This window comes from Lichenifustis flavocetrariae (genome assembly GCF_026130545.1).
Lineage (GTDB): Bacteria > Pseudomonadota > Alphaproteobacteria > Rhizobiales > Beijerinckiaceae > Lichenihabitans > Lichenihabitans flavocetrariae.
Genome location: NZ_JAMOIM010000011.1, coordinates 179,926 through 194,816, shown reverse-complemented (window position 1 = coordinate 194,816; position 14,891 = coordinate 179,926). Strand labels below are relative to the sequence as shown.

Genomic DNA, 14,891 nt, shown 5'->3' with positions numbered 1-14,891 from the left:
ATGCCTCAAAGCGGTTTGAACATGCTCTGCGGCGCCTCGGAATGGAGCCTCGCATGAAATTCCGATGCGTAACGGTCCGTCATGCCGGCGATGAAGTCGCATACTACGCGCATCCGTTGGTGTTTGTCGGCGCATAATTCATGTGCATGCTTGACGTCCAGAGGCAGGAGCATCGATCCATCCTTCTCGGACAATGCCGTAAAGATGTCCTTGACGATCCTCGTCCCCCGATATTCGGCGATCTTCACGCGATGTGTCGATATGGTGGCGACATACACGTACTGCTTCAACACCTCGACGCGCAGCTTCGCTTCGTCATTGAGGAACACCTTTGTGAGGGCAGGAACGGCATCGTTCAGCTTGACGCCCACACCGTCAATCGCGTCTTTGACGAGCTGCGAGGAGAGCTTCGTCCGTAGGTGCCCGGAATCAACAAAGCCTAGAGACGCCCGCTCGCCTCCCGCGAACACCTCGAGCGCCCGCTCCATCGCAGGCATGTCGTCGGGCCTAGTCCGCTCGAGGCTCTCGACCAACTTAGTGCCGATCATGCCCTCGAACAAATTCTGGAAAACCTCGATCACCTCGTCCGACGACACTTCCCTGCCCATCTCCCTCGATACGATCCGGGCGACTTCGGCGAGGAGTTCCTTGCTCGAGGCCAAGATGTATCCAGGAGTCAGAAATCCGACCTTCAACGCGTCCTCAAGGTCGAATGTCGAGTAGGCGATGTCGTCGGCGAGGTCCATAAGTGCACATTCAACCGTTTTGAATGCCCCCGGCTCAGGGACCTGGCCACCGGTGACCTTCACCTTGATGTTCGCAACTAAGTCAGCTTCGCTGGCATAGAAGCCCTTGGCTACCTTGGAACCCGACTCTCGTTCGATGGGAATTTCTTTGTCGTACTTCAGGACGGCCGCGAGCGTGCGGAAGGTCATGTTCAGACCGTAACGCCCGGCACCATCAAAGACCTTCTTCTCGAGCTGGCTGATTATGCGCAGCGTCTGCGCGTTGCCTTCGAAGCCGCCATGTCCAACCATCATCGCGTCCAGCGCACGCTCCCCATTGTGACCGAACGGGGGGTGCCCAAGATCGTGGAGAAGCGCCGCCGTAGCGCACAGCCGCGAGTTGAGATTACTGTTCTGAAAATAGGGGTCGACGTGGTTCAGGCGGTCGACGATGCCTTCGGCGATCTGCGCCACTTCGAGCGAATGCGTGAGCCTGTTGCGGAAAAAGTCGGACTCATGTCCTGGGAAGACTTGCGTCTTGCCCTGTAGCCGCCGGAAGCTGGCCGAATGAATGACCCGGCCGTAGTCCCTCATGAAATTGTCGCGCCACGGCTTCTCGCCGTCGGGGTCTCTCAGGGGCCGATCCGTGTCGCCGTCCCCGTACAGGTGCATCAGACGTCCGCCTGCTGCACCGCGTGTTGCTTTTCCTGATCACGTTCTTTTGTTGACGGTTCGGCAACTTGATTCTCAGTCGCACGCTTCTTGGCGATCCTCCGTAATAGCCCGCGCCGAAACACGTCCATGTTCTCCTCCGCCATCTGCGCTGCTTCGGTCATCGCGGTATTTCGACTCATGCCAATCTCCAAAGATCGTGCAGCCTATTCACAGGCTACATGCCCGTCCATGTGCTCATTGGAACTGCCCACAGGATGAGAAGTCGCCGAATGGCATTTCGTGCCTTCTAGCTTAATAATTTCATAAGAACAAAACAAGAACATAGTTTGCATGCCAAGATCGTGAAGCTCGTAGCCCATCCTGCAGCAACGGATGCCTCCCTCGATCGGCAGCGGCGCCCTTTCTGACACTGCTATGTCACTTGGGCTGCGCCGAGCTTCGCGTGAAATGCGCTTCCGAGGCGCGGCTAAGTCTGACTGACCTGCCGACATGAGCGCTTTGCCAAACGCCTGGATTCGAGCGCTCAGTCTATGTCCGCCGCCCCCCACTACGACTTCTGAGTAGCACCAGGGGTCAAACTTGGATCACTAACGCGTCTACCATCCCGTTCTACCCAGCGATGTCGAGCGCGATCGCGATGTCGGCGGCACCGCTGCCGCCGGAGATCGCCCATTCGAGCACCTGGTTCGGATAGACCGAAAACCAGCTATTGCTGGCCCACGACGTCTGCTGAATGCCGACGTGGTTCGCCGTGATCAGCAACGTTAGCACGAGGGTTCCGGCGACCTTGAGCGTGATGGTGAGGTCGGTCGTGCCCGCGGTGCCTTGCGTATAATAGACCTTGTTCACCTTGCCGGCGCCGCGGGTCGCGATCTGGCGCACAGTGGTCGTGCTCGCGATCGAGCCGACGAGGTTGAGGCGGATCGGCTCGAAGTTGTTCTCGATCTGCTCGCGGTTCGGGAAGGTCGAGAAGACCCACACATATTTCCCGGCCAGGGCCGAGAAGTCGGTGCCGGTCTTGCTGACCTGCCACGCGCCGACGGAGGCGAAGGCGAGGACGCTGTAACCCGTGATTGCCCCGAAGCCGCCCGGCCCGACGATCACATCGGTGTTCGGGTTGAGCAGCATGTTGGCCGGGTCGCGGCCGTTCTGCGCCAAATAGTAGAGGCGCAGGTAACCGGACCCCGCGGCCGCCACATAGAACCGCCGCTTGTAGGGGTACGCGTTGAGCTGCTGCGCATAGCTCTGGATCGTCGCGTCCCATTCGAACTTCTGCCGATAGACCGTGACCACGCCGCCCGAGAAGGACGGCAGCAGGCCGGTGCCGGTGAAGCCGAAGCGCGCCGTCGTGGTGTTGAGGTTGTAGAGCGTGACGCCGGTCAAGGGGATTTGGAAGACCGCGCCGCCTGTCCCCATCTGGACCATGTCGCCGGGCAGGATTTCCCGATAGCGCGCGCCGGGGAACAGGAAGTCCATGTAGTCATTGCCGGACGCGTTGCCCTGGCCGAGCCAGTTGGCTTGCGCGATCACGTCATAGAAGGCCGGGTCTTCGACCTCGCGCGGATAGATCGAGTAAGGCGCCGTCGGATTGCCGACGCGGGCAAGGTTGGCACGCTGGGGGTTGAACGGCTTCTTGAAGCCGATTTGCGGCGCGAGCCAATCGGCCATTTGCGTCTGCGCGCCGAGACTCGGATGCAGTTGATCCGACATCGCGCTCAAGCCGCTGCCGCCGAGCGCCGCGAAGGTCTGGCAGGTCTTGCCGAAGATATCCTGTTTCTGCAGCACGACGACGTTCGGCCAGACGTTCTTCAACTGCTCGTAAGCCCCATAGAGCAGCGTCGAATAGGCCTGGGCGGCCACCGCGGTCGCCGGCGACACGAGGGCCGACCCGGTCGGATCATCGGCGAGAAAGGAGTTCGGCCCCCAGAGCACGATATCGCATGCCGGCAGCACGGCCCGGATGCGGTTGACGGCCTTGGTGATGAGGGCGACGAGCTGCGCCTGTGTGGTCGCGCCCGTGCGGACATCGTTGATGCCGTAGCATAGGACGACGAGGCCCGGCACCTGCAGGACCGGGGTGCCGTTGATGATCGACCCCGCCGTCGAGCACGCGACGCCCGCGCCGGCGCCGGCCGGCCCGAGCGCCTTCGACCAGACGTCGAGCGCATAGGAGACGTCGTAATTCGAGGACCGGCTCGCATAGTTGTTCTTCGAGACGGTCGGATCGGCCGAGGCCTGCAGCACGGCGACGAGATTGCTGATCGAGCCGCCGAAGTTCGCTCCGATATTGACCTGGTTGCCGGTCGCGCCCGACGCCACGAAGGTGAAGACCACGCCGCCGATCGTCACCGTGTCGCCGGCCGCGGGCGGGTTGGCGGCCGGCCAGTAGATTTGATGGTTCGCCGCGAGCACGCGGGTGATGTTGAAGACCGCGCCCGAGGGTTCGTTCATCGACACCGCGAGCGTCGCGCCGGTGTTGCCGAAATTCACGATGCGGGTGCCGGCCAGGGCCTCGCCGCTCTTCTGGTGAAAGTTGACGAAACGGGCGCCGCTGAACGTCGGATAGGTCACCGGCAGCGGGCAGCCGCCGAAGAAGTTCAACGCCGTCGCCGTGGTGCTGTCGCCCCAAAAGCAGATCAGATCGTTGTTGAAGCCGCTCTCGGCGGTCTTGCTGGCGCGCGACAGCCAATTCGGCAGTCCGGCCACGACCGGCGGCACGACGGCGGGAAAGACGTTGCCGCTCATCTCACCAGCTCCGTGCCGTGACGACGTGGCCGGTCGTGGCGCCGTAGACGCTCACCGGGCCGACGGGCCGTTCGCCGGGTTCGGTCGTGATGATGCCGCCCGCGGGCACGCGATAGGAGCCCAGGCCGTTCGGCGCGGCCGTGGTCGAATCCGACACCCAAAGGTCTTCCGCCGGATCGGGATTGGCGACCTTCCACCCGTTCGCCGGCGTCGCGCCGGAGAAGAGCGTCTGCGCCGTGCCGCCGGCCGTGACCGCGACATCGCCGGCTGAGGCGGTCTTGCCCATCGTGACGGTAAGGGTGCCGCTGAGAACCTTGTAGATGCCCGACAGCCAACCTCGAATGCCGACGCCGCCGCTCGGTATGGTGACGCCGGTCGCATCGGTCCCATCCTCGGCCGGCTTGCCGCCGTCGTCATAGAGGATGAGCAGAGGATCCGACGCCGAGAGGCCACTCATGGAGGCCGCAAGCGTGAGCGTCGTGCCGGACAGGGCCGAATAGCCGGTGCCGGCGAGCGGCGCATAGATCAGGGCGCCCGTTTTGAGATCGATGACCGCAAAAAGGTTGCGGACGTCGAAGCCCGCAATGCCGGACAGATTGAGGGTGCTCGACGCCGGCGTGAACGTATAGGCAGGCGTGATCGGCCGCTTCATCGCGTCACCCGAAGATCAGCGCTTGAACGAAGGCGGCGGCCGGGTTCGCGCCCGGCGCCAGGGCGGTCCAGGCCGAGCCGGTCCACACGAGGGAAACCCCGAGGTTGCCGGCGAAGGCGATGAGGCCGGTCCTCGGCAGATAGAAGACCCAGGCGCCGTCCTGCCACGCGGCAATCTGCAGGTCTTTGCCCGCCCAAACGCCGGTCCCGCCCGCGCCGACAATCCAGCACAGCCCATCACCCGGCGAACCAGGTGGCGTTGAAAGGGCGTTGCTCTCGACCTTCGGGTTGACCAGCACGTCGAGGATCGATAACGCCGCATTGTGCGTGACGTGTTTCTGGTTCTGGTTGGCGTCGAGGAAGGGAAGCTGCAGGTTCGGCGTGTTGCTCAAGGTCAACGATCTCCGCTGATGAGCCAAACCCTCCCCGCGCTGATGAGGTCGCAAGACGGACAGCCCGACAAGGTCTGACCGTGAAACGACAGATCAGCAACCCTGCGGCTCACAGCGTAGGGTTATGGGATGGCACGGGCGCGTGCCAAAGCTCTCTTTGCAATGCTGCGGGCAGGCGATTTGCGCTTGATTGAACCAGCCACCTGGCACTGGCGACCCTCGGACCGGTCGACAGCAGGGCCGCATTCACAGAAGCAGATAGCACCCTAGAAGTTTTCGGAGAACAGCATCAGGCTCAGCCCGCATGGCTCCGAATCTAGTAAATTACAACGTCTAATACTTGTCGGTTAATTTACCAGCTTTTGACACCTATAATGAGAACGACCAACGGCTTCACGAGTCCATATAGTTTCTCATATTGGCCCAGGCATCTACAGCACAGTTCAGCGCAAACATCATAAACATTAACGTGAAGTCGTAACCAGTGTGTTTCGGAATTGGTACAAGAGTGATAACCGTGACAAGGAGCATGGAAGCATTTGACATCTCGCTGATAAAAAATTTCCGGTCCAGTCGACCCCGTGTTCTTACGATGTCCCTGTCGAAAATCATACAAAGCACGTACCAAAATACTTCTATTGCAAACAGACAAGCCAGCCAATCAACAAACTCATCTTTTCGCCTCACGAGGTAAGATATCGCAAGCAACACGACACTTTGAAGGATAATTGTAAGGAAGTGGAATAGTTTGACCCCAGGCTCTTTATCAGATTTGAACATGTCTTCGAGAAACTTGTTATTCCCAAAGAAATATCGAAAAGTCATAACGGAGCAGATTATAGCGAATAGACAGGCAGCAAGATCAGCATCCGGTCTTAGATGAATACCTTTGTCTGGATCAGGCGCAAATACTTCAAAAAGTGTGTTGGCAAATGTATATGTATAGACTGCGTTTATTACGAACGATGATGATGACGCGCTCGTAGCCATTACATCTTCTCGATCACAAATCGAAATCCGGTCTGTGCATCTCGACGTGATGCAATCTGTGTATTTCTGACCCACGTACGGACACATTCTCGATCGTAGGAATAACTGCCTCCTCGGATAATAAGGCGATCATCTTGATATAACGAAGAGGTGTCCCGCTCGACTGGTTCATGTTCATATGTCTGCCAATCGACGTTGTGTATACCGGCATAAGATCTAGTCCACTCGCGAACGTTCCCAGCCATGTCTTGACAGCCGTAAGGACTATCACCTCGCGGCGAAAATTGACCCAGAGGTGTCACACACAACCCGAAATTTTGCTCACAGTTGCAGCAATCTTCGTAGAAGACATCGCCCCAAGGATATTCGCTTCCCGATGGACCACGAGCAGCAGCTTCCCACTGAAACTCGTTGGGCAGGATGACCCTCTCGACATCCGATATAATCCCAATCGACCGTAGCTTACGTGTGAGTGCATCAGCGATTTGGAAGGCCTCAACAGCGTTTATCTCTGTCGCAGGCAGCTCATTGGGAAGACTACACCTATCTGGATCAATGCCGAGTGTACAAAGGTCACCCGACGAAACCGGTCGCAGCATTATCTGAAATGCTTCAAGGTGGACCGAAATTCTTTGGGCAGGCGGCTCGCTAAGAGTACTCTGAATGGTACTCCCAATCAGGTACTGACCTGCCGGAACGTTTATAAAGCAGGCCATGAAGGCCCGATATGAGTCGTCATGAACATCCAAAAGGTTCATGGAGGCTTTTATTCTACTTGCATTCGGGTGCGCCAACCGCATTTCGTGATAGAGTCGTGTGAAACGCAGCCAATGACTATCCAAGCGTTCCGCCGGTAACTCGACGAGCCAAAACAAAGCTTGGCTGGAGATCAAACGATGTCCCGGGCTATCGTGAGCGGATCGATTTGCGAATGAGCTGTCCAGCAGCCGCTTTAAGGCGTCGTCAAATTGCTCTTTGCGGGTCTCCGGCCGTAAATTCTTTGTATCTACACCTGCTACAAACTCACGACCGCCGTTCCAACAAACAAAATCGCGAGCGACGCGGCTGTATATATCGAATTCTGTAGGATGCGTCTCATCTCGCACTTGCAACAACAGGTGCTCCACACGCCTGATGTAGGAGGAATATCTTATGACAGATTCTACATTCGAAGCGATGTCCCACCATTTCGATATCTCACAAGCTGCAAGGAATAGAGGAACGAAGTGCTTGGGCGACGCTACCACAGCGAAGACATCTCGCGCCTCGCTGATTTTCCGGACTGCCCATTCACGATCTTCTTTCTCCGAGGCAAATAAAAACAGTATTTGACAAGGGTCTGCATCGAGGCCGCGAAAGACTAAATCGAAAACTGTCGAGGTACTACGAGCGCCACAAAAAGCGAGGGCTCTGTTTCTAAGTTCAGCAACAAGGATTGAAACCCGATTTGTAGAAAGGTGGCTGAACCGATTAAGAAGATTGTGCTCAGTCCAGTTCGAGACGTTCAAGTTGGAAGTTCCTAGCACGGACTGAGTTGCTCGGTGAATGTATCCAGCCGTTTCGGGATTCAGGCAGTCCGAAGCTCTATACAGGACTGCTGTGAAACATGGTGCGCTCATCAATTGCTCCTAAGCTACGTGAGCCATTTGCCGAGAGCAGTCTTGATGTACATTCGCTCTTCAGGCCTCTGAAATCCGTGCTCTGCGTCAGGGTGAGCGTAGAGAGTTACAGGGCCTGACGCCTCAGCAGTCGCACGTAGACTTTGTTGAAATGGAACAGAAACATCCCTCTTGCCGTGCGCAATAAATGTAGGCTTATTTGGAATATGGAAGCAGTCCGAAAAGTCGTACGTTAAAAGTTGATTGTAGAACTCTGCGCCAATCACAACGCCATTATCTTCAATAAATCCGTTCTGATCGATGGCGGCACGCCATTCTGGTGTGAAATAAACGCTGAAATCTGTGTCGCGGAGATCAAAGGCTGGCCAAAGAAAGATGTAGCTGTCCACACTTGTGTCCCAAGACAACGCAGCAATGGTGGCGCCCATGCTTTCCCCCACGACATGAATGGATCGCGGATTTCGGTCAGTCACTGTAGATAATATGGAGCGGAAGTCGGCGACCTGAGAAAAGAGGGTTATATCTTGAGGAGTACCGTCGCTCTTCCCATAACCACGCATGCTGAACTGGAGGACGTCAAAGCTGTCAAGCCCCGGATGATCGGCTAACTCATCAAAGATACCTTCATTTCCATGGTAGTCGCCATTCGGGCCGCCATGGACGCACAGAAGAGTGCCGCGAGAGGGTTGGCGCGCGAGCGTTTCCAGTACTTGGATTCGCCCGTTTGCCGTTGTCAGGAAAGTAGGGCTGGACATGTTGTATCCTGAGGCTGTCGAGGTTAGAAGCAGTGTGGTTCGGGGCAACCGATATGTCTAGCTTATTTGGCGCCGCCGGCTGGGTTGGCTGAGGGTTGTCCAGCGAAGTCACAGACTGCAATCTTTGTCGCCGAGAGAGATGGCCCAGAAAACTCCTCGAAGGGCTAGCGCGCTACCTCGCCGGCCGCTTCTAAGATGGCTTCCATATGTCACAAACGTCTCGCATGGTCTGCAACTAACACCAGAGGCCGTGTGAGCTGCATAGGCGGCTCAAAGGTAGACCGTCTTCGTCGCCCCTTGCCCGCGGCCGTAGAGGACCGAGAGCTGATAGACGTTGAGCGTGTAGGCGGTGAGGCCGCTGCCGAAATCGGCGGTCTGCTGCGCGGCCGAATAGGTCCAACTCGGCGAGGCCACGCTTGAGACCGTGCGGACCACGTGGCCGGCACCGTCCAGCACCTCGACGTCATAGGCTTCCTCGTCTTCGTTGAGCGGCACGCTCGCGGTATCCCAGGCATCGCCGGCGAAGCGGGTGCGGCGCTCCCATGTGAAGGTCACGTCGCCCGACGCCGGATCGCGCCGACCCGCGATCTGGCTGACCGAAAATGGGCGCAGGCCGACAGGTGAGCCCTGGACGGTCGTTTCGGTGAAGCTCGGGTCGGTCACGCCATAGAGGCTCGGCCCATAGCGCACGTCCTGTGCGAGCGAGCGGCTGTCGAGGATCGTGTCGAGCGGCGTCAACGTGTTGGCGTCGAGCACCACGACCCGCGCGCCCGTCGGGACGGGCGCGCGCATCGCCCCTTCGGTGCCGAGCTGCCCGCGCAAGAGCTTCGACAGTCGATAGCTGTTCGTCCCGGTGAGCGTCGCGGTCTGGTACTGCAGGACTTCCCAGGCACCATCCGGGTTCTTGACCGCGATCGCGCCGGCACCGGCGAGCACTTGGGGCTCGGTGAGCGAGAGCAGCCCCGCCGCGCCGTAGAACTGCACATAGAGCGCGTTGCCGCGGTCCCATCGGTCGACCGGGCCGGCGTAGAGCGGGCTCGTGAGTTCGCCCATGGTCGACGGGCTTTCGACCGTCGTGACGTAATCCCAACCGCCGCCGCCGTTGCCGCGATAGATGTCGATCCCCGCCCAAGGGTTGGCATAGGCAGCGATGCGAGGCGCCCAGAGCTCGCTCTCCTGCCCGGTCACGGGCGGCAGTTCCATGAACTCGATCACGGGCGGCCCGAAGGTGCCGAGCCGCGGCGCCCCCGGCTGGCCGACCGGCGGCGACGCCACGACGAGCAGCGACGGGTCGAAGCCGACGAGATTGAGCGCCCGATAGGTGGTGGTCTCGATGGCCTTGATCCGGAACGACAAGGTGATGCCGTCGACCGTCACCGTCACGGCATCGCCGCTGTCGAGCGCAAGGCGCGAGGGCGGCACCTTGATGGCGCCCACCTCGCGCGCCGCCCAGGCCTGCTGCAGGACGCTCAAGGCGACATCGGCCGCATAGGCCCCGTCGAGGGCGGCGGCCGTCGAGACCTGGGCGACGTTCTGCGAGTTGCCGACCGCCCTTCGCGCCTCGGTCGCGGCCGAGGCATAGGCCCGGAACGGATCGGCGTAGGAGAGGCGCACCGCGCCCGGCAGATCGGTGTCGGAGCTCCGCGTGAAGCTGTAGCCGGGATCGGCATCGCTCGTGACGACGAGGTCGGCGTCCGACAAGGGCGTCACGCGCACGTTGCCCTTGGCGAAGAACGCGATCACACCGCCGGACTCGCGGGCGTCGAATTGGAACGCGTCCATGAGGCCGGCCAGGATGTCGCGCGGGCTCGCGATCGCGTCGTTGGCAAACCCGAGCACGAGGGTCGACGCGCTCAGGAGGTCCGTCGTGTCATAGGCCGTGACGCCGACTGCCGCGCAGAGTTCGGCGATGATCCATTTCAACGGCACCTCACCGGCGCGCCCGGTCAGCCAGTGTCCGAGCTCGTAATTCGGGGTGTCGTGCCACACCGCGGTGCGGCCGGGGAAATCGGGGAACGGCCGCGCGTCCCACGCCCAGGCGAACATGTTGTCGGTCGTGAGCATCGGGCCGCCATAGATGCCCGACGTCGGCGCATGGTCGCGCCAATAGGCGAGCATCACTTCGAGATAGGCGCGCTGGACGGGATCGTCCTTCGAGCCGAGCGAGAAGTAAGGCAGCGATGATTCCGAGGACTTCGGATCGTAGAAGACGTTGGGTTGGTTCGGCCCCTTGTCGACCGCCGGACAGCCGAACTCGGTGAACCAGATCGGCTTGCCCTGCGGCACGTAGGATGTTGCCGCGCCCGCCCGCACCCCGCCGAGCCGCGAACGATGGGGGCTCGACCACCACGAGCGGATGTCCTTCTGCCGGAACACCCAATGCTCGGCATAGGCTGTGTCGACGATCGGCGTCCGGGCCTGGCTCACCCGGTCGGCCGGGCTCGCGTAATACCAGTCGAAGTCCTCGCCACCCTCGATGTTCCGCGCGAGGTAGCTCTTGTCATAGATCGTGAACGGTCCCGCCACGGGATCGCTGTCGACGTTGGGCGCGCCGTCGCGCCAATCCGACATCGGCAGGTAATTGTCGATGCCGACGAAGTCGATGTGACTGTCGGACCACAGCGGGTCCATGTTGAAGATGACGTCGTTGCTGCCGTCGCTCGGCCGGTGCGCGTGATACTCGGTCCAGTCGGCCGCATAGCCGACCTTGCACCCGGCGCCGAGAGTGCCCTTCACGGTGGCGGCGAGGCTCTTCAACTGCTGCACGGCCGGATAGGTGCCGTCGCCGGCGCTCGACCGAAGTTGCGTGAGGCCGACCAGTTCCGAGCCGATGATGAAGCTGTCGACCCCGCCGGCGGCGACGCAGAGGCTCGCGTAATGCGTCACCATCGCGGCATATTGGGCGAAGAAGGCGTTGACCTGTGTCGCGGCCGCGGCGGTCTTGTCGACCGTGCCGGGTTGATCCGGGCCGGGATAGCACGTGATCCGCCCCCGCCAAGGGAACGGCGCTTGCTCGGCGCCGCCGTGCGGATCGGGCAGCCCGTTGCCGGCCGGAATGTCCATCATCACGAAGGGGTAGAACATTACCCGAAGGCCCTTGCCCTTCATGTCGGCGATCGCTTCCAACACGGAATGGTCAGACGGCGTCCCCCCGAAGGCTGGCACCAAGCCGGTCGGCGGCGCCGACCCAGCGAGGCCCGTCGGGTCGAGGTTTGCCGGGTCGATCTGTGTCACGAGCGGCGCGGTCGCCCGCGTATAGCCGGCCACCGCCCATTCGGCCGAGGCCGGCGTGACCGTTTTGGTGCGCGTCTCGACCTTGGGCGTGATATGGCAAGCGCCTGCGCGCAGGTCGGTGCCGAACCACGTCACGATCAGCGACACCGCCGCGCGGTTCGGCAGCGTCTCTTCGAGCTGCAGCAACGACACCTGGATATCGGAGGCGCCCAGGGGCGAATGCTCGTTTTCGGGATACCAGTTGCCGAAGCCGTCCGACGACTTGACGATAGTCGTGTTGAGGACGAACTCGCCGGCGCCGGGCAGCAACGCGACCGAGCGCAGCAGGTTGGTGAGGTCGTTCGGATCGGGGATCGGCGGCGTGCGGATGATCTCGGCCGTGATCTGCGGCATGCGATTACCGAAGTCGTCGAGCGTCATATTCTGAAAGACGAGGTAGGCCGTGCCGCGATAGGCCGGCACGTTGCCGGTGCCCTCGATCGATTCGATGAAGGCGTCGGGCAACTGCCCTTCCGAACCGTTGTAGAAGACGAACGTATATTTCGTCTGGTCGAGCACGTTGCCGTCCGCCCAGATGCGGCCGATCTGCACGCTGTCGCCGCCTTCGCAGAACGCCACCGCGAAGGAGAGCGAATAATGCGTGACCTTGGTCGAGGTCGAAGATCCGAACCCCTTGCCCGACGAGGTTTTTTCCTTGGTCGTGTACTGTTTGAACTGCGAACACCAGATCACGTTGCCGCCGAGCCGCATGCGACCCCAGAGCTTGCGGACGGCATTGCCCTCGGTGGAGTTGGTGATGTTGATCTGATCGAGCTGCGGCGTGTGCTGCTTGCGGCTCGTGAGCGCATTGATCAGCAGCGTGTCGACGACGGCGCCGCCGATGGCCCCGATGGTGCCGCCGATCAGGCCGCCGATCGGCCCGCCCAGGACGGTGCCGATCGCGGTGCCGGCGGCCCGGAGAAGAAGAGTTGCCATTGCTGGAATCTCTACTTGTCAGGCCTGGACTCGCCAGGGCCGCCCGTGCAAGCATGTTTATGCCTCACGCCGTAACTGCCAGCTGCTCGTAAGGTGTCCGGCACTGCATCCCGCCTCGAAGTCGCACTGCGATCGCTTTTCATGGCGACGATTCTTCGCGGTTCGGGAACGCGAATGCCGCGGCCACATGCCGAAGCCACCAGCCGTTCATGGTCACCTCGCGGACCCGATCTTCGGATTGCGCGTGGATCATCGACGTGCGGCTCGTGAGGATGGCGGCATGCTTGGCGATCACGCCGTTGCGCAGGCGGAAGATCATCACGTCGCCGGCGTCGGCCGTGCCGACATCGACCGGCACGAGATGCCGCGTGGCGGCCGCGAGCATGTGCTCGATCGCGCCCGTCTCGCCCCAATCGGGCGTGTAGGGTGGCGGCACTTCGGGTTCCGACCCATAGAGGTCGCGCCACACGCCGCGCACGAGTCCGAGGCAATCGCACCCCGCCCCGGCGAGCGCCGCCTGATGATGGTACGGCGTGCCGATGTAGCGGCGCGCCGCGCGCACGATGTCCTCACGGGTCGGATTGCGCCCTGGCGCCGGCATGGTCACCCGAAGAGCGAGCCGCCGCTCTGTCCGAAGGCACCGGTGACGCCGTAGCGCGTCACCGCATCGGTGCCGGGGATGTGCGGGTAGCCGCGGAAGTTCACGTGGTTGTCGAATTTCGATTTACACACAGCAAAGGTCTTGCGGCAGCCGGCCGTCACCGTTGCGGTGTCGCCGATCGCGACCGGGAACGGCGTCGGCATCCACATCTCAAGCAGATCGACGCCGCTCGTGCGCAGATGCGCCTTGAGCTCGAAAGTAAGCCCGGTGTTGGCGCCGGAGGTGAAGCGAAGCGTGCCCCCCGAAAACCAGTCCTTCGCATAGCCCGAGAGGCCGGCCGCGATGATCTGCGCCGTGAGGCCGGCCGTCTCGGCCACGCAACTGCCGCCGTACGCGGCAGACGTGAGGTCGATCTTGCACCGGCTGTCGCCGAGCTTGGCCGAGCAGGTCCGCTCATAGGTCTGCCCGATCTTCTGGTTGAGCCGGTTGGCGATCGAGCGGAACTCGGCCGAGAAGGCGACGCCCTGCCGCTTCACCTCGCCGATGTTGCCGGCCGCGATCGTGATCCCCATCGACGGGTCCGACCAGTTGACCCAGAAGAGTTCGACCGTCGCATCGTCATAGCGGCCGGCCAGGATGTCGGCATCCGTGATGGCGGCCGAGGACAGTGCGCCCTCGGCGTTCATGTTGTCGATCGAGAGGCCGAGACTCTGCTCGATCTGCGAGGCCGAGAAGCCCGTCGAGGCCGCGAAGGTCGTGCCCGCATAGACGAGGTCGCGGTCGTGCTCGGTGAAGCCCAATACGATGCCGTCGTGCCGGGTCACGCGCCAGCAATAGGCCATCGTTGTTGAACCGGAGGCGAGATGGGCCGCGAGCGGGGCCGAAAGCGCCTTCACGTCCTGATCTCGATAATCGGGATGTCCGGCATTTCGCCGTAGCCGAGGGCGCTCAAGTTCACTTCGAGATAGTCGGTGTCGAAGCGCACAGGCACGTCGAATTGAAAGCCGGCCGTGACGACGGCGCCGTTCGCCGGCGCGGCCGCGAAGGTGACGAGGCCCGTGGTCGTGTCGACGGTGAAATCGCTCCCGACTGTCTTCTGCACGCCGTTGAGACCGACCAGCACCGTGCCCGAGATGGGCTTCGCGATCGTGCGCACAAACGGATCGAAGCTGTCGCCATAGAGCTTGCAAAGCTGGAAGGTCTTCGCCGACCCGTTGCCGGTGCCAATCGACTGATCGAGGCAGCTCGGGTTCACGCCGGGTGGCGACGACGTGTAGTCGAGAGTGTCCCGCCATCGGAACCCATGGAAGCGGCCGCGGCGCGCCTCGAAGAACTGCACCACGGCCTGCAGGTCCGCGAGCGTCTTGGTGCCGTAGCCGGCATTGTACTTCCGGCGCCCGAGCGCCCAGAGCGCGTTGCGTTCCTCGGCACCGGAGCGCAGCGCGACGACGTCGGTCTGCCGCTGCACGCCGGCCTTGGAGTCGCGTGAGATCGCGATCGGGAAGCGCACCTCATGGAACCCCGCCATC

The 14,891-nt window shown here is 61.4% G+C and carries 12 protein-coding genes; all 12 read right to left on the bottom strand.

The genetic code is table 11. The annotated features are described in order from the left end of the window. Positions 1-5: 5 nt before the first annotated feature. The 12 genes from dgt to M8523_RS17605 all read right to left on the bottom strand — a co-directional run bounded on the left by dgt (position 6) and on the right by M8523_RS17605 (position 14,890). Positions 6-1,397, bottom strand: a complete 1,392-nt coding sequence (dgt, locus tag M8523_RS17660; protein WP_282586207.1) for a dGTP triphosphohydrolase — start codon at positions 1,395-1,397, stop codon at positions 6-8. After that, a complete protein-coding gene (locus M8523_RS17655; RefSeq protein ID WP_282586206.1) occupies positions 1,397-1,579 on the bottom strand; it encodes a hypothetical protein in 183 nt (60 codons plus the stop codon). The genes dgt and M8523_RS17655 overlap by 1 nt, the downstream gene beginning before the upstream one ends. 430 nt (positions 1,580-2,009) lie before the next feature. After that, complete coding sequence (locus tag M8523_RS17650) at positions 2,010-4,145, bottom strand: SGNH/GDSL hydrolase family protein (protein WP_282586205.1); 2,136 nt, start codon at positions 4,143-4,145, stop codon at positions 2,010-2,012. 1 nt (position 4,146) lies between these two features. Continuing rightward, positions 4,147-4,797: a hypothetical protein gene (locus tag M8523_RS17645; protein WP_282586204.1), complete on the bottom strand. Its 651-nt coding sequence runs from the start codon at positions 4,795-4,797 to the stop codon at positions 4,147-4,149. 4 nt (positions 4,798-4,801) lie between these two features. Beyond that, positions 4,802-5,188, bottom strand: a complete 387-nt coding sequence (locus M8523_RS17640; protein WP_282586203.1) for a DUF2793 domain-containing protein — start codon at positions 5,186-5,188, stop codon at positions 4,802-4,804. A gap of 393 nt (positions 5,189-5,581) precedes the next feature. Then, on the bottom strand, positions 5,582-6,178 hold the full coding sequence (locus tag M8523_RS17635; RefSeq protein ID WP_282586202.1) for a hypothetical protein: 597 nt from the start codon (positions 6,176-6,178) through the stop codon (positions 5,582-5,584). After that, on the bottom strand, positions 6,178-7,686 hold the full coding sequence (locus tag M8523_RS17630) for a formylglycine-generating enzyme family protein (RefSeq protein WP_282586201.1): 1,509 nt from the start codon (positions 7,684-7,686) through the stop codon (positions 6,178-6,180). The genes M8523_RS17635 and M8523_RS17630 overlap by 1 nt, the downstream gene beginning before the upstream one ends. Positions 7,687-7,811: 125 nt before the next feature. Then, positions 7,812-8,552 (bottom strand): alpha/beta hydrolase, encoded by a 741-nt coding sequence (locus M8523_RS17625; RefSeq protein ID WP_282586200.1) that lies wholly within the window; start codon positions 8,550-8,552, stop codon positions 7,812-7,814. A gap of 270 nt (positions 8,553-8,822) precedes the next feature. Beyond that, entirely contained in the window at positions 8,823-12,761 is a 3,939-nt protein-coding gene (locus M8523_RS17620) for a baseplate multidomain protein megatron (protein ID WP_282586199.1), read from the bottom strand. A gap of 139 nt (positions 12,762-12,900) precedes the next feature. Continuing rightward, on the bottom strand, positions 12,901-13,362 hold the full coding sequence (locus M8523_RS17615; RefSeq protein WP_282586198.1) for an NlpC/P60 family protein: 462 nt from the start codon (positions 13,360-13,362) through the stop codon (positions 12,901-12,903). A 2-nt stretch (positions 13,363-13,364) separates the two neighbouring features. Then, positions 13,365-14,258, bottom strand: a complete 894-nt coding sequence (locus tag M8523_RS17610) for a phage/gene transfer agent baseplate hub protein (RefSeq protein ID WP_282586197.1) — start codon at positions 14,256-14,258, stop codon at positions 13,365-13,367. After that, entirely contained in the window at positions 14,255-14,890 is a 636-nt protein-coding gene (locus M8523_RS17605; protein WP_282586196.1) for a phage distal tail protein, Rcc01695 family, read from the bottom strand. Before M8523_RS17605 ends, M8523_RS17610 begins: the two co-directional genes overlap by 4 nt. Position 14,891: the final 1 nt, after the last annotated feature.

What these genes read in the sequence shown, in the direction of transcription:
- dgt (WP_282586207.1), bottom strand. Translation starts at nt 1,397, where the DNA reads ATGCACCTGTACGGGGACGGCGACACGGATCGGCCCCTGAGAGACCCC.
- M8523_RS17655 (WP_282586206.1), bottom strand. Translation starts at nt 1,579, where the DNA reads ATGAGTCGAAATACCGCGATGACCGAAGCAGCGCAGATGGCGGAGGAG.
- M8523_RS17650 (WP_282586205.1), bottom strand. Translation starts at nt 4,145, where the DNA reads ATGAGCGGCAACGTCTTTCCCGCCGTCGTGCCGCCGGTCGTGGCCGGA.
- M8523_RS17645 (WP_282586204.1), bottom strand. Translation starts at nt 4,797, where the DNA reads ATGAAGCGGCCGATCACGCCTGCCTATACGTTCACGCCGGCGTCGAGC.
- M8523_RS17635 (WP_282586202.1), bottom strand. Translation starts at nt 6,178, where the DNA reads ATGGCTACGAGCGCGTCATCATCATCGTTCGTAATAAACGCAGTCTAT.
- M8523_RS17625 (WP_282586200.1), bottom strand. Translation starts at nt 8,552, where the DNA reads ATGTCCAGCCCTACTTTCCTGACAACGGCAAACGGGCGAATCCAAGTA.
- M8523_RS17620 (WP_282586199.1), bottom strand. Translation starts at nt 12,761, where the DNA reads ATGGCAACTCTTCTTCTCCGGGCCGCCGGCACCGCGATCGGCACCGTC.
- M8523_RS17615 (WP_282586198.1), bottom strand. Translation starts at nt 13,362, where the DNA reads ATGCCGGCGCCAGGGCGCAATCCGACCCGTGAGGACATCGTGCGCGCG.
- M8523_RS17605 (WP_282586196.1), bottom strand. Translation starts at nt 14,890, where the DNA reads ATGGCGGGGTTCCATGAGGTGCGCTTCCCGATCGCGATCTCACGCGAC.